This is a genomic window from Thermus arciformis, assembly GCF_900102145.1.
GTDB classification, from domain to species: Bacteria; Deinococcota; Deinococci; order Deinococcales; family Thermaceae; genus Thermus; species Thermus arciformis.
This window is the reverse complement of record NZ_FNBC01000045.1, coordinates 1-16,754: the sequence shown is the minus strand read 5'-3', so window position 1 is coordinate 16,754 and position 16,754 is coordinate 1. Positions and strand designations below refer to the sequence as shown.

General features: G+C 70.0%; 14 protein-coding genes. 8 read left to right on the top strand and 6 right to left on the bottom strand.

Translation table 11 applies throughout. The features are described 5' to 3' along the window. Positions 1-331: 331 nt before the first annotated feature. Complete coding sequence (locus BLP62_RS11830; protein ID WP_093008542.1) at positions 332-1,840, top strand: alkaline phosphatase; 1,509 nt, start codon at positions 332-334, stop codon at positions 1,838-1,840. Here the strand turns inward: BLP62_RS11830 and BLP62_RS11825 are convergent. From BLP62_RS11825 to BLP62_RS11800, 5 genes are all read right to left on the bottom strand, one after another. Further along, the gene (locus BLP62_RS11825; RefSeq protein WP_093008541.1) at positions 1,837-3,861 is read right to left on the bottom strand and encodes a cobyric acid synthase; all 2,025 of its coding nucleotides are present in this window, start codon (positions 3,859-3,861) and stop codon (positions 1,837-1,839) included. The two genes, BLP62_RS11830 and BLP62_RS11825, sit on opposite strands and share 4 nt — an antisense overlap. Before the next feature lie 17 nt (positions 3,862-3,878). After that, a complete protein-coding gene (locus BLP62_RS11820) occupies positions 3,879-4,205 on the bottom strand; it encodes a nucleotidyltransferase domain-containing protein (RefSeq protein WP_093008540.1) in 327 nt (108 codons plus the stop codon). Further along, positions 4,202-5,200: a pyridoxal phosphate-dependent aminotransferase gene (locus BLP62_RS11815; protein WP_176758216.1), complete on the bottom strand. Its 999-nt coding sequence runs from the start codon at positions 5,198-5,200 to the stop codon at positions 4,202-4,204. Before BLP62_RS11815 ends, BLP62_RS11820 begins: the two co-directional genes overlap by 4 nt. A 296-nt stretch (positions 5,201-5,496) precedes the next feature. Then, a complete protein-coding gene (gene cbiB / locus BLP62_RS11805; protein WP_093008537.1) occupies positions 5,497-6,345 on the bottom strand; it encodes an adenosylcobinamide-phosphate synthase CbiB in 849 nt (282 codons plus the stop codon). Next, the gene (locus tag BLP62_RS11800; protein ID WP_093008536.1) at positions 6,342-6,857 is read right to left on the bottom strand and encodes a histidine phosphatase family protein; all 516 of its coding nucleotides are present in this window, start codon (positions 6,855-6,857) and stop codon (positions 6,342-6,344) included. The genes cbiB and BLP62_RS11800 overlap by 4 nt, the downstream gene beginning before the upstream one ends. Before the next feature lie 23 nt (positions 6,858-6,880). Here BLP62_RS11800 and cobT point away from each other — a divergent pair, with 23 nt between their 5' ends. The 7 genes from cobT to BLP62_RS11765 all read left to right on the top strand — a co-directional run bounded on the left by cobT (position 6,881) and on the right by BLP62_RS11765 (position 15,571). Continuing rightward, positions 6,881-7,891, top strand: a complete 1,011-nt coding sequence (cobT, locus tag BLP62_RS11795) for a nicotinate-nucleotide--dimethylbenzimidazole phosphoribosyltransferase (protein ID WP_176758215.1) — start codon at positions 6,881-6,883, stop codon at positions 7,889-7,891. Between the two features lie 22 nt (positions 7,892-7,913). Then, positions 7,914-9,722, top strand: a complete 1,809-nt coding sequence (locus BLP62_RS11790) for a hypothetical protein (protein ID WP_093008543.1) — start codon at positions 7,914-7,916, stop codon at positions 9,720-9,722. Next, positions 9,723-10,421 carry an adenosylcobinamide-GDP ribazoletransferase gene (locus BLP62_RS11785; protein WP_093008535.1) on the top strand — a complete coding sequence of 233 codons (699 nt, stop codon included), beginning with the start codon at positions 9,723-9,725 and terminating at the stop codon, positions 10,419-10,421. It abuts the gene before it with no gap. Continuing rightward, positions 10,400-10,963 (top strand): cob(I)yrinic acid a,c-diamide adenosyltransferase, encoded by a 564-nt coding sequence (cobO, locus tag BLP62_RS11780; protein WP_038069818.1) that lies wholly within the window; start codon positions 10,400-10,402, stop codon positions 10,961-10,963. Before BLP62_RS11785 ends, cobO begins: the two co-directional genes overlap by 22 nt. After that, complete coding sequence (locus tag BLP62_RS11775; RefSeq protein WP_093008534.1) at positions 10,963-12,279, top strand: cobyrinic acid a,c-diamide synthase CobB; 1,317 nt, start codon at positions 10,963-10,965, stop codon at positions 12,277-12,279. Before cobO ends, BLP62_RS11775 begins: the two co-directional genes overlap by 1 nt. 151 nt (positions 12,280-12,430) lie before the next feature. Then, positions 12,431-14,740 carry a hypothetical protein gene (locus tag BLP62_RS11770; protein WP_143004365.1) on the top strand — a complete coding sequence of 770 codons (2,310 nt, stop codon included), beginning with the start codon at positions 12,431-12,433 and terminating at the stop codon, positions 14,738-14,740. 6 nt (positions 14,741-14,746) lie between these two features. Beyond that, positions 14,747-15,571 carry an NHL repeat-containing protein gene (locus BLP62_RS11765; protein WP_093008532.1) on the top strand — a complete coding sequence of 275 codons (825 nt, stop codon included), beginning with the start codon at positions 14,747-14,749 and terminating at the stop codon, positions 15,569-15,571. 268 nt (positions 15,572-15,839) lie between these two features. On the opposite strand, the gene BLP62_RS11760 is transcribed toward BLP62_RS11765, so the two are convergent. Beyond that, entirely contained in the window at positions 15,840-16,631 is a 792-nt protein-coding gene (locus BLP62_RS11760; RefSeq protein ID WP_093008531.1) for a transposase, read from the bottom strand. Positions 16,632-16,754: the final 123 nt, after the last annotated feature.

Below are 16,754 nucleotides of genomic sequence, written 5' to 3'. Positions count from 1 at the left end.
CAGGCTGCGGGAGTTGCACCGGCCCGAAAGGGCCGGTGAGGATTGAAACATTAGCGGAAAAACTATACCGCTTCCGGGGGGTCGCAGAACTGGAGGACCGGCCCGGCCCACCCTGGCCATCGCCAACGACAACGACTTCGCCATCACCGGCAAGGAGGGGCCGACCAAGGTGTGGGGCCGACCAAGGTGTGGTGGGTCCTCCTTCCGGAAGCCCTGCCCTAAAGGGGGGTCTTCTTTGGGGACGAGGTGGCGGCCCTTCCCCGGGGCAACCCCCCTGTCCTGACACCCTCCTGACACCCGCCCCTTACCCTCAACCCCGGAGGTGAGGATGATGAAGCGAAGGGACATCCTGAAGGGCGGCCTGGCCGCCGGGGCCTTGGCCCTCCTGCCCCGGAGCCAGGCCCAGGGGGCGCCTTCCCAAGACGGCCCCTCTTTAGGCAGGCGGTACCGCAACCTCATCGTCTTCGTCTACGACGGGTTTTCCTGGGAGGACTACGCCATCGCCCAGGCCTACGCCCGGAGGCGGCAGGGCCGGGTCCTGGCCCTGGAGCGCCTCCTCGCCCGCTACCCCAACGGGCTCATCAACACCTACAGCCTCACCAGCTACGTCACCGAGTCCAGCGCCGCGGGGAACGCCTTCTCCTGCGGGGTGAAGACGGTGAACGGGGGGCTCGCCATCCACGCCGACGGCACCCCCCTCAAGCCCTTCTTCGCCGCGGCCAAGGAGGCGGGGAAGGCCGTGGGGCTCGTGACCACCACCACCGTCACCCACGCCACCCCGGGGAGCTTCGTGGTCTCCAACCCCGACCGGAACGCCGAGGAGCGCATTGCCGAGCAGTACCTGGAGTTCGGGGCCGAGGTCTACCTGGGGGGCGGGGACCACTTCTTCAACCCCGCCAAGCGCAAGGACGGGAAGGACCTCTACGCCGCCTTCGCCGCCAAGGGGTACGGGGTGGTGCGCACCCCCGAGGAGCTCGCCCGTTCCAACGCCACCCGGCTCCTGGGCGTCTTCTCCGACAGCCACGTGCCCTACGAGGTGGACCGCCGCTTCCAGGGCCTTGGGGTGCCGAGCCTCAAGGAGATGGTCCAGGCCGCCCTACCCCGGCTCGCCGCCCACCGCGGGGGCTTCGTCCTCCAGGTGGAGGCGGGGCGGATTGACCACGCCAACCACCTGAACGACGCCGGGACCACCCTTTGGGACGTCCTGGCGGCGGACGAGGCCCTGGAGCTCCTCACCGCCTTCGTGGACCGGAACCCGGACACCCTTCTCATCGTGGTCTCGGACCACGCCACCGGGGTAGGGGGGCTTTACGGGGCCGGGCGGAGCTACCTGGAAAGCTCCATGGGGCTGGACCTCCTGGAGCCGCAGCGGGCGAGCTTTGAGCACATGCTCCGCGTCCTCGGCCAGGCTCCGGAGGCCTCCCAGGTCAAGGAGGCCTTCCGGGCCATGAAGGGGGTGGCCCTCGAGGACCCTGAGGCGGAAAGGGTGGTGCGGGCCATCCGGGAGAGGGCCTACTGGCCGGAGGGGGTGCGCCACGGGGTCCAGCCCGCCAACACCCTGGCCTGGGCCATGGCGCAGCGGAACGCCCAAAGGCCCGACCGGCCCAACATCGGCTATGGCTCGGGCCAGCACACGGCGAGCCCCGTGATGCTCCTCCTCTACGGCCAGGGCCTCCGCTTCCTCCAGCTTGGCCTTTTGGACAACACCCACGTCTTCCGCCTCATGGGGGAGGCCCTGGGCCTCCGCTACCAGAACCCGGCGATGAGCGAGGAGGAGGCCCTGGAGATCCTCAAGGCCAGGCCCCAGGGGACGCGCCACCCCGAGGACGTGCTGGCCTAAGGGGCCGGTCGGCCGGGGTCCGGCTCCCCTCCCTGGGGGCCGGTCCTTCCGGCTTCCTGGGGGGGGACCCTGCCCCCCCCGAGGGGCAGGGGGCGGCCCGCCACCAGGAGGTAGGCCTCCTGGGCCGCTTCGGCCAGGAGGGCGTTCACCTGGCCCAGGAGGTCCCGGTAGCGGCGGGCGAGGGGGTTTTGGGGGACGATCCCCATCCCCACCTCGTTGGAGACGGCGATGACCCTCTTGCCGCTTTCCTCCACCGCCCTGAGGAAGCGCCTCGCCTCCGAGAGGGGGTCCAGGCCCCGTTCCATCAGGTTGGCGACCCAGAGGGTGAGGCAGTCCACCACCACCGTGGGGTGGCGGGCCCTCTTTAGGGCCCCCGGGAGGTCCAGGGGCTCCTCCAGGGTCTCCCAGGTGGGGGGGCGCTCCTCCTTGTGGCGGCGGATCCTCTCCGCCATCTCCTCGTCCCGGGCCTCGGCGGTGGCCACCAGGGTGGCGAAGGGCCCGGCGAGCCGCTGGGCGAAGCGGCTTTTGCCGCTTTTCGCCCCGCCCAAGAGGAGGACGAGGCCGGGGGGTGGGGGCGGGTCTAAATGCCCCACCGAGGCGAAAGCCTCGGTGGGGGCCCCAAGGGGGCTTGCCGCGGGGAAGGCCCTCCCCGCAAGCCCCAGGGCCCGGTGGAGGGCCCCTAGGTCCAGGTGGCGTTCCAGGGCGTCCGCCAGGGCCTCCAGGGCTTCCTCCAGGCCCCTTGCCTCCCGGCCGAAGAGGGCCCTTTGCACCCCGGGGTTTTCCAGGAGGCCGTGGAGCCAGGTGGCGAGGAGGGGGCCTTCCTGGTGGACGAGGGGGAGGCCCTGGCCGTGGTGGATCTCGTACCCCTCCACCTCGAGGCCCTCAAGCCTCCCCCAGTACCCGGAAAGCCCCCGAAGCCTTACCCGCCTCCGCTCCACCGTCTTCTCCCGGGCCATCCGCACCCGGTAGGGGAGGAGGCCGAGGCCGGGGAACTTGCCCCTTTCCTCCACCCCCTCCTCGTCCAGGAGGGCCTCGGCGAGCATCTCCGCCCCGCCGCAGACGGCGAGGACGGGCCTGCCCGCCTCCAGGTGCCTCTGGATCAGGGGGAGGAAGGCCCGAAGCCAGGGGAGGTCCCGCGCCGGGAGGCGGCTTCCCGGGAGGATGAGGAGCCAAGCCCCTTCCGCCTCCTCGGGGGAGGTGACGTGGACCGGGCGGGCGAGCTCGGAGAGGGGCCAGAACTCGTCCAGGTTGGCCGCGTGGGGGTAGCGGAGGAGGGCCACCTTGGGGCCATTCCCGGCGGGCTGGCGGTAGCGGAACCCGTCCTCCTCGGGGAGGGCGAGGGGGAGCATGGGCAGGGTGCCGAGGACGGGGAGGCCGGTCCAGCCCGTAAGGAGGCCGTAGGCGGGCCTGAGGAGCTCCAGGTCCCCCCGGAACTTGTTGAAGGCGAAGCCCACGAGCCTCTTTCGGTGCTCCCCCAGGAGGGCCCAGGTGCCGTAGAGCGCCCCCAGGGCCCCGCCCTGGTCCACGTCGGCCACCAGGAGGGCCTTGGCGTCCGCCCACTCGGCCACCCTTAGGTTCGGCAGGTCGGGCCAGAGGTTCCGCTCCACCGGGCTTCCCGCCCCCTCCAGCACCAGGAGGTCGTGCTCGGCGAGGAGGCCTTCCAGGGCCTCGCGGACGGGGGCCTCGAGGTGGGGCCTCCTCTCCTTCCAGGGAAGCCCGGAGAGGAAGGGGTCCACCTTCCCCCAGACCACCACCTGGGCGCCCCTCTCCCCGAAGGGCTTCACCAGGACGGGGTTCATGCGCACCTCGGGCTCCACCCCTGCCGCCAGGGCTTGGAGCCACTGGGCGCTGGCCACCTCCCCGCCCCGGACCACCCGGGCGTGGTTCGCCATGTTCTGGGCCTTGAAGGGGGCGGCCTTGAGGCCAAGCCTTCTGAAGTGGCGAAGAAGCCCCGCCACGAAGAGGCTTTTCCCCACCCCGCTTCCCGTGCCCCAGACGATGAGGGCCTTAGCCCTTCCCAAGGCGCACCCTCCGGTCCTCAAGCCGGCGCTCCACGCTCATAAAGCGGTTTCGCCTCCAATAGCACCCCCTGGAGGAAGGGGAGTTCCCGGCGCTCTTGGAACTCCTCGGGGGTGAGGACGATGGCCTCCACAGGAAGGGGGGCGTCCTGGAGGAGCTCCAGGACGAGGCCGATGCGCTCAAGGGGAGGGAGGGAAGTGCGGGCCACCACCAGGAGGTCCAGGTCGGACCTCCGGTCCGCCGTCCCCCGGGCGTGGGAGCCGAAGAGGTAAGGGGCCTCCAGGTCCAGGGCCGCCCGCAGCCGCCCCAGGGCCTCCTCCAGGTAGCGGGCAAGCTCCGGGGTCATGCCTTGAGTTTACCCGCGAGGACCTCCTCCAGGGCGAGGAGGAGGGCCCTTATGGCCTCCTCCTTCTGGGCGGAGAGCCTGAGCCACTCGGGGAGGCCAAAACTGGTGCAGTCCCGCACCCTTATGCCCCTTTCCCTCAGGGCCTTCGCCACCTCCGTGGCCCGGCCCACCCGCACCAGGAGGAAGTTGGCGGGGCTTTCCCTAACCCTTAGGCCAAGCCCCCTAAGCCCCTCGGCGAGGAGGCGGCGGAGGCGGAAGAGCTCCCTCTTGCTCTCCTCCAGCCAGGCCCGGGCCTTTGGGTCCAGGTGGGCGTGGAGGAAGGCCTCCCCGTAGACGGAGAGGGGCCAGCTTGGGGCCAGGTTCTGGAAGTGGGTGAGGTCCAGAGGGGCGATGAGGTACCCCGCCCGCACCCCCGTGAGGCCGTGGGCCTTGTTGGGGCTATAGAGGCGGAAGGCCTTTTGGGGGAGGGGCGGGGGGGAGGCCATGAGGTCGTTGTAGGCGAGGTCCAGGACCAGGGCGCCTCCTGCGCGCCTCGCCGCCTCCTCCAGGAAGGGGTAGACCTCCCCCGTGGGGTTGTTGGGCACGCAGAGGAAGGCGAGGGAGCTTTTGGGGAGGAGCTCCAGAAAGGCCTCGGGGCTTTCCGCCTCCCAGAGGGGCAGGTCCAGGGCCCGGGCGGCCCGGGCGTACTCGCCGAAGGTGGGGGGGAGGAGGAGGATGGGCCCCCGCAGGTAGGTCCAGCGGGCCAGGCGGTGGATGAGCTCGCTCGTCCCTGTGCCCACGGCCACTTGTTCGGGAGAGACCCCGTGGGCCTCGGCCAGGGCCTTCCTTAGCCTGCGGTAGAGGGGGTCGGGGTAGCGGCTCGGGTCGGCCCGGCGGAGGTAGTCCAGGGCCACGGGGTTGGGGCCTAGGGCGTTGGCGTTGGTGGAGAAGTCGTAGAGGGGCTCGGGGCCCCCGTCGGTACCCCCGTGGATGGGGCGGAGGACGTCGTCCAGCATGCCTTCCATGGTAGGGAGGCCGCGGGAGGCCGAGTGGGGCCTAGGCTAAGGACGGAGGCGGAGGGCCCCCTCCGGCAAGGCGCTGGGCTCCCGGCTTGGGGTGTAGGCCTCGTCCGGCTCCCTGGCGGCGTCCGGCCACGCCTCGGGCACGGGGAACCTTTGGGCGGGCGCCTCGAGGAGGCCCGCCGCCGAGGGGCCCCGGGCCTCTGGAAGGCGGCCTTCTTCCCCTGCGGCCCCGCGAAGGGCGCCAGCCCTTCCCCCAGGGAGAGGTCCCGGCTTTGCGCCACCCCCAAAGCCTACCAAAGCCCCGTGGCCGCCGCGAGGAGGAGGCCCACCCCGTAGCCCAGGCCCCCCGCGAGCCAGAGGGCCTTCCGGGTGTGCCGGGCCTTTGGGGAGGGGGCCCGAGGGTTCAGGGCGTAGGCCCCCCGCTTCCTGAGGCGCACCCCGAGCCTCAAGGCCAGGGCGGCCATGGGGAAGCCCGCGTTGGGGGAAGGGGTCTTGCGGGCCTCCCGCCAAAGCCTCCCCCAGAGCCCAAGCGGGCAGAGGAGAAGCCCGGTGAGCCGGGCCGGAAGGAGGTTCAAGAGGTCGTCCGCCCGGGCGGCGAAGGCGCCCCTGGCCCCGTGCTCCGGGTAGCCCCACATGGCATCGGCGGTGTTGGCGTAGCGGTAGAGGGCGGCCCCCCCGAGGCCGAAGAGGGCGTAGTAGAGGAGGGGGGCGAGGAGGCTATCCGAGAGGTTCTCCGCGAGGCTTTCCAGGGCGGCCTCCCGCACCTCCTCCTCGGAGAGGTCTTCCGTTCTGCGGCTCACGATGCGGGAAAGGCGCCTCCTTCCCGCCTCGAGGCCCTCCCCCAGGGCCTTTTCCACCTCAAAGACCTCCTCAAGGAGCATCCTCAGGCTAAAGAGGGGCTTGAGGAGGAGGCCCAGGGCCACCCAGCCCCAGGCCAAGGGCCTCAGGAGGAGGTCCAGGAGAAAGGCGGGCAGGGCGAAGAGGAGGGCCCCCAAAGCCCAGTAGAAGGCCCCTGACCAGAAGCCCCGGACCCTCCTCCAGGCCCAGGCGAGGTACCGCCCCATCCAGACCACGGGGTGGAACCGGGAAGGGGGCTCCCCGAAGAGGGTGTCCAGGAGGAGGGCGAGGAGGAGGCTCACCTTGGGCCGAGGGCGTCCAGGACCCTGTGGGGCCAGTCCACCGCGAGGACGGTCGCTGGGGGCAAGAAGCGGTCCTCCCCCAAGGCCCTGAGCACCGCCCGCACCACCCCCCCGTGGGTGAAGAGGACCGCAGGGGCTTTAAGCCCCTCCAGGAAGCGGAAGACCCTTTCCTGGAAGGCCAGTAGGCTTTCCCCTCCCGGGGGGTGGAAGCCCTGGAACCTTAGGAGGGCCTCCTTGTAGCGGGGGTCCAGGGTCTCCCAAGGTGCCCCCTCCAGCGTTCCGAAGTGGATCTCCCGAAGCTCGGGGGCGAGGCGGGGGGAAAACCCCGCAAGCTCCGCCGTCCGCCTCGCCCGCAGGAGGTCCGAGCTGAAGGCGGGAAGTGAAGGAAGCGCCCCCTTGAGCCTTCGCGCCTGGGCCTCGCCCTCCGCCGTGAGGGGGAGGTCCGTCCAGCCGAGAAGCCTCCCCTCCCGGTTCCAGAGGGTCTCCCCGTGGCGCACGAGCCAGAGCTCCATGCCCCTAGGGTAAGCTTTTCCCCATGGTGGACCCGGAGGTCTTCGCCCAAGCCCGGCTCCGCATGGACCAGCTCACCAAGCCCCCCCGCGCCTTGGGCTATCTGGAGGAGGTGGCCCTGCGCCTCGCCGCCCTTCAGGGCCGGGTGAAGCCCGAGCTCGGGCGGGGGGCGGTGGTGGTGGCCGCCGCCGACCACGGGGTGGTGGCCGAGGGGGTTTCCGCCTACCCCCAGGAGGTCACCCGGCAGATGGTCCTGAACTTCCTCCGCGGGGGCGCCGCCATCAACCAGTTCGCCCTGGCGGCGGACTGCGCCGTCTACGTCCTGGACGTGGGGGTGGTGGGGGAGCTTCCCGACCACCCGGGGCTTCTCAAGCGCAAGGTGCGCCCGGGGACGGCGAACCTCGCCCAAGGCCCCGCCATGACCCCGGAGGAGGCCCAAAGGGCCCTCCTGGCGGGCCGCCAGGCGGCGAGGCGGGCCATCGCGGAAGGGGCCACCCTCCTCGCCGCCGGGGACATGGGCATCGGCAACACCACGGCGGCGGCCGCCCTCACCGCCGCCCTCCTGGACCTCCCTCCCGAGGCCGTGGTGGGCCGGGGGACGGGGGTGGGGGAGGAGGGCCTGAGGCGGAAGCGCCAAGCGGTGGCCCGGGCCCTCGCCCGCCTTCATCCGGGCATGGGTCCCCTCGAGGTGGCGGCCGAGGTGGGGGGGCTTGAGCTTGTGGCCATCGCCGGGGTCTACCTCGAGGGGTACGAGGCCGGGCTTCCCCTGGTCCTGGACGGCTTCCCCGTGACCGCGGGGGCCCTTTTGGCCTGGAAGATGGTGCCGGGGCTTAGGGACCACCTCTTCGCCGGCCACCTCTCCCGGGAGCCCGGCCACCGCCACCAGCTGGAGGCCCTGGGCCTGAGGCCGCTTTTGGACCTGGACCTCGCCCTGGGGGAGGGGACGGGGGCGGTCCTCGCCATGCCCCTTCTCCGGGCCGCGGCCCGCATCCTCCACATGGCCACCTTCCAGGAGGCGGGGGTTTCCCGGGGGTGAGGCCCCTGTGTATGATCTCTTCATGGGGCGCTGGGAGCTGGAACGGGCCTGGGACCTCCTGGAGGAGGGGGATCTCCTCGAGGCCTTGGAGCACGCGGAGCGGGCCTACCGCAGGCACCCCAAGGACCCGGAGGCCCGGTTCCTCTACGGCTACCTCCGCTTCACCTCGGACGGGGCCTACGAAGGGCTCCGCCTCATGGAACTTGGGGCCAAGGCCATGGGTGGGGAGGCCTGCGCCGAGCTTTGGCGGATCTACGGCACGGAGTTTCCCGCCCACCTTCTGGACTTGGCCCGCTTTCTGGAGCGGCGGGGCCTCCCTCTCCCGGGGGACACCGCCTGGGCGGAGGCCGTTCTGGAGGAGCAGGGGCTTCCTCCGGAGGTGGCCCGGGAGGTGGAGCGGTGGCTCTACCAGGAGGACATCCCCTCCCTGGAAGGGTTTTTCCGCAAACGCCCTTCCCCCTATCCGGGCTACCTCCTGGTGCGCCTGTACCTCGCCCGGGGGGCCTTCCTTAGGGCGCAAGGCCTCGCCGGGGAGCTCGGGGAGGCGTGGGGCGGGGACTGGAGGGTGGAGCTGGCCCGCCTCCTCGCCCGTTTCCCCCAGGAGGGGCCGTCCCTGGCGGAGGAGGTCCGGCCCCTCCTCGCCCGGCGCCCCAAGGACCCCCACCTCGCCGAGGGGCTCGCCCTCCTGGCCCTGGGTGTGGGAGAGGGGAGGGTGGCCCTGGAGCTGGACCGGGCCTTTGACCCGCCCCTAAGGGCCCGGTTTCCCCACCTGGAGGAGCCTCTGGAGGCGGAAGAGGAGGGGAGGCCCCTGGTTCCCCTGGGGCTCTTCCTCTCCCCGGGCCGGGCCGACGTGTCCCCTCCACCCTTCGCTTGGGAGGCCTTCCGGTCCTGGCTTCCCCGCCTGGGGCTAGGGGAGCTCACCCTTTGGGGCCGCCCCTTCCTGCGCTCGGGCCTCCTTTCCCCGGAAGACGTGAGGCAGGAGATGAGGGAGGGGGTGATGCGCCTCCGCTTCCTGGAGGAGGGGAGGCCGCCCTTCGTGCCCTTGGCGAGCCTCGGGGAGCTCCTCGGGGCCTCCCCGGAGGAACGGGAGGCGGCCTCGGCCGCGGCCTCCCCCGGAGAGCTGGCCCACTTCCGCAAGGCCTTCCCCGATAGCCTCCTCCTGGAGCTCTACGCCCTCCTATACCGGCCCTTTGGGGATTGGCCCGAGGGGCGGGTGCGCCGCCTGCTGCGGGAGGAGCTCCCCTGGGGGGTGAGGGAGGCCCTGCGCCTACGCCTGGAGCTCGGGCGGGACCCCCTCGCCCCCCTTTCCCCTCCCGAACCCCCGCCCGGGGACCTATGGCCAGAGGAGTTCCTCTTCACCTGGCTCCTCCTGGCCCCGCCCGAGGAGGAGGTGGAAGAGGCCTTCCTCGTCCCCCCCGGGAACCGGGCCGTGAACCTGGACCGGCTCAACGTCTACCCCCTCCGCGTCCGCCGCCTCGAGGCGCAAAGGCCCTGGCGGAAGGAACCCCTTCCTGAGGGGGGCGGTCTGGAGGACTGGGCCCGCCGCCTGCCCCTTAGCCTCAGGACCTTTTGGCTTGTCGAACTGGAGGTGGATGAGGGCATGGGGCTGGAGGACCTCCTGGACCCGGAAACCCTTCGGGACCTCCTGGAGGGGCTAACCCCCGGCGCCCGCTCCCTCCTCGCCCGCCTCGTCCGGGAGGGAAGGCTTCCCCTTTCCCAAGCGGAGGAAAAAGCCCTTGCCCAACTGGAGCGGCGCTTCCTGGCCTTCGTGGGGGCCGGGGAGGTGGGCCTTCCTGGGGACCTGAGGCGGGCACTTTTCCGTGCGCTTTAGGTGCTCCGAGACCTCCGCCTCGCCCTGGCCCTCCTCACGGTGTTGCCCGTGGCCCCTGCGGGGGTAGGGGAGGGGGAGTTCAAGCGGAGCGTGGCCTTCTTCCCCCTGGTGGGCTACCTCCTAGGGCTCCCCCTGGCCCTCCTCGCCCTTTTGCCCCTGTCCCCGGGGCTTTCCGCCGCCATGGGGGTGGCCCTCCTCCTCGGGCTCACGGGGTTTTTGCACCTGGACGGCCTCTTGGACCTGGCGGATGCCCTCTTAGGGGCGAGGCCCAAAGAGGAGCGCCTCCGCATCCTCAAGGACCCCCACCTGGGGGCCTTCGCCTTCGGGGTAGGGGGCGTCTACCTCCTCCTCCTCTTCCAGGCCCTGGCCCTGGTGCAAGACCCCCTCTTCCTCCTCCTCTTTCCCGGGTGGGCCCGCTTCGCCTTCCTCCCCTTCCTCCATCGCTACCCCCTCCTGGGCCCGGGGATGGCCGCCCTGGTCCGGGGGGGGCCCTGGCCCTGGGCCTTCCTTCCCGCCCTGCCCTTCCCCCTCCTCTACCCCCTTCCCGCCCTCCTGGGCTTCCTCGCCGCTTGGGGGGTGGCCCGCCTGGCCTGGGCCCGCCTCGGGGGGCTGAACGGGGACGCCCTCGGGGCCATGATCGCCCTTTGCGAGGTGGCCAGCCTGCTAGGCTATGCCTTGTGGAGGAGCCTAACCGGGTGAAGCCCTACGAGAAGCCCAAGGGGGAGAGGCGGGGCCTCCTCCTGGTCTACACCGGGGACGGCAAGGGCAAAAGCACCGCCGCCTTTGGGCTTGCCCTGAGGGCCCATGGCCGGGGGCTTAAGGTGCGGATTTTCCAGTTTATTAAGCATGGAACCGCCCGCTTCGGGGAGCACCGGGCCTTCGCCCTTTTGGGCATCCCCATAGAGGGCCTGGGGGACGGGTTCACCTGGAGGAGCCGGGACCTCGAGGCCTCCGCCCGCTTAGCCCAGGAGGGGTGGGGGCGGGCCAAGGAGGCGCTTCTTTCCGGGGCCTACGACCTCGTGGTCCTGGACGAGGCCACCTACCCCCTGCGCTACGGTTGGGTTTCTCTGGAAGAGTTCCTGGAAGTCTTGCGGGCGAGGCCTCCCCACGTCCACGTGGTGGTGACGGGGCGGGGCGCCCCCGAGGCCCTCTTGGAGTTGGCCGACACGGTGACGGAGATGCGGAAGGTGAAGCACGCCTTTGACCAAGGCGTTCCCGCCCAGAGGGGGATAGAGCACTGATGCGCCTCCTCCTCGCCGCCCCCCACTCGGGCGCCGGCAAGACCACGGTCTCCCTGGCCCTTCTCCTCGCCCTTAGGGCCAGGGGCCTAAGGGTGCAGCCCTTCAAGGTGGGGCCGGACTACCTTGACCCCACCCACCTGGAGAAGGCCGCGGGCCGGAAGCCCTACAACCTGGACGGCTTCTTCCTGGACGAAACGGGCCTCCTCGCCCTCTTCCGCCACGGAGCGAGGGGGGCGGACTTCGCCCTGATTGAGGGGGTGATGGGCCTCTTTGACGGGAAGGACCCCCGGGGAGAGGTGGGCTCCACCGCCCAGGTGGCGAGGCTCCTCAAGGCCCCCGTGGCCCTGGTGGTGGACGCCAAGGGCATGGCGGGCTCCATCGCCCCCCTCGCCCAGGGCTTCCGGGACTTCCACCCGGGGGTGCGGGTGGTGGGGGTCTTCGCCAACCGGGTGGGCTCGGAGCGGCACGCGGAGATCCTGAAGGAGGCCCTAAAGGCCGTGGGCCTCCCCCTCCTCGGCTGGCTTCCCCAAGACCCCGCCCTGGAGCTTCCTGAGCGCCACCTGGGCCTGGTCCTCGCCGGGGAGGTGGCCCCGCCCCTCGAGGCCCTGAGGCGGGCCTTCCGCGTGGACCTGGAAGAGGTCCTCCGCCTCGCCGCCACCGCCCCGCCCCTTCCCGAGGCCGGGCCCTTTCTCCCCCCAAAGCGCCCGCCCCGGGCCCGGGTGGCCTACGCCTGGGATAGGGCCTTCGCCTTCTACTACCCCGAGGCCCTGGAGCTTTTGGAGGCCCTGGGGGCGGAGCTCGTCCCCTTCAGCCCCCTCGAGGACGAGACCCTCCCCAAAGCCCACGCCCTCCTCCTCGGGGGCGGCTACCCCGAGCTCTTCGCCGAGCGGCTTTCCGCGAACCTGGCCCTGCGGGAGGCCATCCGCCGCTTCCCCGGCCCCATCGTGGCCGAGTGCGGGGGGTACATGTACCTCTCCCAGGGCCTCTGGGTGGGGGAGCGCTTCTTCCCCATGGTGGGCCTGGTCCCGGGGGAGGCCCGCATGGCGGAGAGGCCCGTCCTCGGCTACCGGGAGGTGGAGGCCTTGCGGGATAGCCCCGTGGCCCGAAAGGGCCAGGCCTTCAAGGGGCACGAGTTCCACTACGCAAGGCTTCCCGCCTCGCCAAGCCCCGCCTGGCGCCGCCTGGGCGGAGAGGAGGTGGAGGGGTACACCGACGGGCGGGTGCTGGCGAGCTTCGTTCACCTCTACCTCCCCGCGAGGCTTGAAGGGGCGGAGCGGCTCCTGGCGCTGGCCTCGAGGGGCGGGGTCCTGTCCTGAGGCTTCGGGGTAGCCCAAGGCTTGGGGGGGCCCAAAGCCTCGGCTAGGGCGCTCAAGCGGGCCCGGTTTCTGCTCTGTTGACAGGAAGGCCCTAAAGCTGCTATGCTCCAAACAACGACATCCCGGCATCGCCCAGCTTTTGGGGTGAGTTATGAAGAGAGTGGTTTGTTTCCTCGGATTGGCCTTCCTCCCCTGGGCTTTCGCCCAAAATAGCCTGGGGGAGCGCAAGCTTCAGGGCATCCAGGGCATCGCGGCGCGGAGGGTGGTCTTGCCCCTTCTCCTCCTGGGCCTCCTCGCCTGGGCCCAGGAGGAGAAGATCATCTGGGACGTGTACGTCCAAGGGGGTCTGGTCTACCTGGCCACGGGGGAAGGGGTGCGGGTCCTGGACCCCCAGCTCCGGGAGCGCGGTGCCCTCTCCGGCTTTCCCGCCTACGCCCTGGCGGGGGACGGGGAGCGCCTCTACGCCGCCAGCGACTACGGGCTTTACGTCCTGGCCGCAGGGGAAGGGCCCCGGGTGCTGGCGCGGCTTTCGGGTTTCCCCGCCCGCTTTGTCCTGGTACGGGAGGGACGGGCCTACCTGGGGGGCTCCGGGGGCCTGGGGGTGGTGGACCTCACCGGGGAAAGCCCGAGGCTTTTGGGTCGGCTCACCGGCTACGCGGTCTGGGGGATAGCCCTGGAGGGGCAACGGGCCTACCTGGCCACGGACAGAGGCTTGGTGGTGGTGGACCTGGGCCTGCCGGAGTCTCTCAAGGTAGTGGCCGAGGTGGACCTGGGGCCCGTGTACGCCGTGGCCTGGTGGCAGGGCCACCTGTACCTGGCCACGGGGGATGGCCTCCTCGTTCTGGCCGAGGAAGCCGGGGGGTGGAAGGAGCTTGCCCGCGTGGCGGGCTTTCGGGCCTACCGGCTTGTGGTCCGGGAGGGCCTCCTCCTCAGCGTGGGCGTGGGAGGGCTCCGGGTCTTCTCCCTGGAGTCCCCGGCGGCCCCCCAGCTTCTGGTGAGCCGTCAGGCCCTGGCCTTCACGAGCCTCTCCCTGGCGGAGGGGGCCCTCTGGGTGGCCTCCCCCACAGGGATCTTCCTTTACGCCCTAGAGTTGCCCGAGCTTCCCCTTCTGGCTTCCACGGAAGCCCCGGTCCTGGCCTCTGCGGAGAACCCCCGTTTCCTGGACAGGTACGGGGGGTATGGGGCCTGGGTGGCGGGCGAGCTCGTGTACCTGGCCACCAGGGACGGGGTGAAGATCATGAGCCTAAAAGACCCCAAGGCCCCCAGGATGGTGGGCCAGGTCAAGGGGTTCGTGGCCTACGCCGTTTTCCTTGAGGGGAACACCCTCTTTGTGGGGGCTTCGGACGGGCTACGCGTTTTCCAGGTCAAAGGACCCGGCCAGCTGGAGCAAAGGGCCTACTTCAAGGAGAAGCCGGTTTACGCCCTACACGTGGTCCAAGAGGTGGTGTACCTGGGCACGGCGGAGGGCCTCGTCTCCCTCCTTTGGCAGGGGGGCAAGCTGACCGTGGTGGGGCGGGCGGGCCTCGGCCCCGTGTACGCCTTTTGGCGCGATGGGGGCCTGCTCTATGCGGGGGGCCTTGGAGGGTTGGTGGCCCTTCCCCTGGGCAGGGAGCTCAAGGGCATCCAGGTCTTGCTTAGGGAGCCCTTCTTCACCCTGGTGCTTCACCAGGGCTACCTGTACCTCGGGGGTCCCGCGGGCCTGAAGGTGTACCGTCTCCAGGAGCCCTTGAAACCAGTATTCGTCACCGCTCTCCCCGGCTTCCTCGCTTGGTACTTGGCGGTGGCCAGGGAGGGCCTGTACCTCCTGGGGGAGGGAGGGCTTTACCTTCTGGACCTCTCCGACCCCGCCTCGCCTCGGGTGTTACGGCACAAGCCGGGGGTTTTCTGGGCCTACCTCTTCATCGCGCAAGGTTTTCTTTACGGCCTAGGCCCAGATGGAGTCTACCTCGCCCAGATCCAGGACGGGACGTGGGTTCTTTTGGGCCTGGTTCTCAACTACCTGGCGCAGCTTTCGGCCCCACCCCCACCCCCGCCCCCTCCCCCTGTCCCCGCCAAGGACTGGTACGGCATGTACTGGGTGAAAACCCTGGGGGCTCCTGGCGTGTTCTTCTTTCAGCCAGAAACCCAGGCCCTAGCGGTCGCCGTGGACGCCAAGGGCTTCGTTTACGTGGGAGGCTCCACCACGGGAAGCCTCCCAGGAGGCGTTCACCAAGGAGCGGAAGACGCTTTCGTGGCCAGGTTTGACCCCTCGGGCAAGCTCCTCTGGATGCGGCAGTTTGGCACCTCCCAGGGCGAGGGGATTTTCGCCTTAACCACGGACTCCGCAGGCAACGTGTACGCTACTGGCCACACCTTCGGCTCTCTCGGGGGGAAGAGCCATGGGGATTGGGACTTCTTCGTGGTCAAGTTCGCCCCCGATGGCCGCCGCCTTTTCCTCAAGCAGTACGGCACCCCCTTTTGAGACAAGGTGACGGGCCTCGCCTTGGACGGCCAAGGCAACCTCTACGTGGGAGGGTTCACCTACGGGGCCTTCCCGGGGCAGCGGAACGCTGGGGACAGGGACTACTTCTTGGCCAAGCTGGACCGGGAGGGCCGGTTGCTGTGGGTGCGGCAGGGAGGCTCTGCGGGCGGGGAGGTCACCCTGGGGCTGGCGTACTCCCCTGAGGGGGCCCTCTACCTGGTGGGGACCACAGACGGGCAGCTTCCCGGCCAGAGGTCCTTCGGGGGTGAAGACATCTTCCTGGTGAAGTACGATCCCAAAGGGAACCGCCTCTGGGTCAAGCAGCTTGGCACCTCCGCGGACGACCGGGGGCAGTCTGTGAAAGCTGACCCCACCGGGGTCTACGTGGCGGGCACCACCAGGGGCAGCTTCCAAAGAGGGGATCCGGGCGCCAAGGCCTTCTTGGCCAAGCTGGATTCCAAGGGAGCGATCCTTTGGCTTAGAGAGTTCGGGGTAGCCGTGGTGGAGGGGGAAGGGGTGATCACCGGCTCCGCCTACGTGGCCCTGGGGCCTGGGGGCAAGGTCTACCTGGCAGACTCCGCCCAGGGAAACCTCCCCGGTTACCTGGGGGCCGGAGGGGCGGACGTTTTTGTCCTGGAGTACACCTCTAAAGGGGAGCTTTTAGGCGTTCTCCAGTCGGGGACGGAGAGGGACGATCTCACCTATGCCCTGGCCGTGGGTCTGAAGGGCGAGGTCTACGTGGTGGGCAGCACGGGGGCCAACGCCTTCTTGGCCAAGGTCAAGGTTCCTCTTCGGGGCTACGTTTTCGCCACTCCTTCCTCGGGTCCTTGAGGTGGGTGGCCAGGCTAAAGCCTTTAGGGCTCCCTTTCCACCCCCCAAAGTACCTTTGGGCCTCTTGGTCCTTCCGGCCTTTCATTAAGAACTCCCCCTGGGTTTTTCTCTTAGGACGGGCCTCGAGGCGGACCGCTTCCACCCAGTAGCCTTGGTGAAGGCGGACTTTCAGGGGAAGGCCGCCACCTTGGGAGGGGAGGGGGAGGTGGCCTTCCAACTCCACGTGGTCCTCTGGGTCAACCCAAATGGAATTCCTTCGTGTGCTACCTCATAGCTCTATCCCGGCCATCCTTAGAAGCACCCGGCTACGGATGAGGTTGTGAACGAGCAGGATGAGGTTCACCCGGGCCACCAGACCCCAGTAGGACCGGACTTCTATCCGATGAAGCCCTAAAGACCGCACCATCACGCTGAACCGGGTCTCAATCCAGTTCCGTACCCTCCCCATCCATCCTTTCCACCCCGTCTCCACCACCTTCCCTCCCCTGACCCGATAGGGCGGGGTCTTGATCCCCTGAACCCAGCGAAAGCCCCGGTCCCCCAGGACCGCGGGCAGATCCCCCAAAAGCTCCCTCCCCCAGGTCTCCCGAGCATTCCCGGGGAGGATAGCCCAGCGAAAAAAGAGGCCCCGCTCGTTCATCACCGGCATGAGGACGTAGCCGCCGAAAGCCCCCAAGGGTCCTACCCCTACCGCGGCCTCGGGAAGGGAGAGGCCGTGGACGCGGTGGCCGTGGGCCAGGGGGATGGGCTTGAGGTCCACCACCTGCAGGAGGCCTCGCCCCCCGGAGAGCCTCATGGCCAGGTGAGCCAACAAACCCTGGGCCTTCTGAAGGACCCGGTAGAAGCGGGAGAGGTGGGGGAGGGAGGGGAAGTAGGCCTTGAGGGTGGTCTTGGCGGCCAGGTAGCCTTTGGCGAGGTCCTGGCCTTGCAACAGGAGGAAGATGGCGAGGGTTAGGAGCTCGGCCAGGGTGGCCTTCTGGTGCTTTTGCTTTGGGGGGAGCTTGAAGCCCTGGGCCTGCAGGGCCTTCAGTTCGTCGTCTACCCAGATGTAGGTAGCCACGAGAAGGGTCTCTGCGTCAAGATGGTAAACTCAAAACTTGCACCTCCCGCATACCCCGCATAAACCTTCACCCCCTCCCCCCGGCGGCCCCAGACCCAGGGCGTGGAGCTCCCGCAGGATGAC

Coding starts and splice junctions, on each gene's coding strand:
- BLP62_RS11790 (WP_093008543.1), top strand. CDS start 7,914: ATGGGGCGCTGGGAGCTGGAACGGGCCTGGGACCTCCTGGAGGAGGGG.
- cobT (WP_176758215.1), top strand. CDS start 6,881: ATGGTGGACCCGGAGGTCTTCGCCCAAGCCCGGCTCCGCATGGACCAG.
- BLP62_RS11815 (WP_176758216.1), bottom strand. CDS start 5,200: ATGCTGGACGACGTCCTCCGCCCCATCCACGGGGGTACCGACGGGGGC.
- BLP62_RS11775 (WP_093008534.1), top strand. CDS start 10,963: ATGCGCCTCCTCCTCGCCGCCCCCCACTCGGGCGCCGGCAAGACCACG.
- BLP62_RS11820 (WP_093008540.1), bottom strand. CDS start 4,205: ATGACCCCGGAGCTTGCCCGCTACCTGGAGGAGGCCCTGGGGCGGCTG.
- BLP62_RS11800 (WP_093008536.1), bottom strand. CDS start 6,857: ATGGAGCTCTGGCTCGTGCGCCACGGGGAGACCCTCTGGAACCGGGAG.
- BLP62_RS11770 (WP_143004365.1), top strand. CDS start 12,431: ATGAAGAGAGTGGTTTGTTTCCTCGGATTGGCCTTCCTCCCCTGGGCT.
- BLP62_RS11830 (WP_093008542.1), top strand. CDS start 332: ATGAAGCGAAGGGACATCCTGAAGGGCGGCCTGGCCGCCGGGGCCTTG.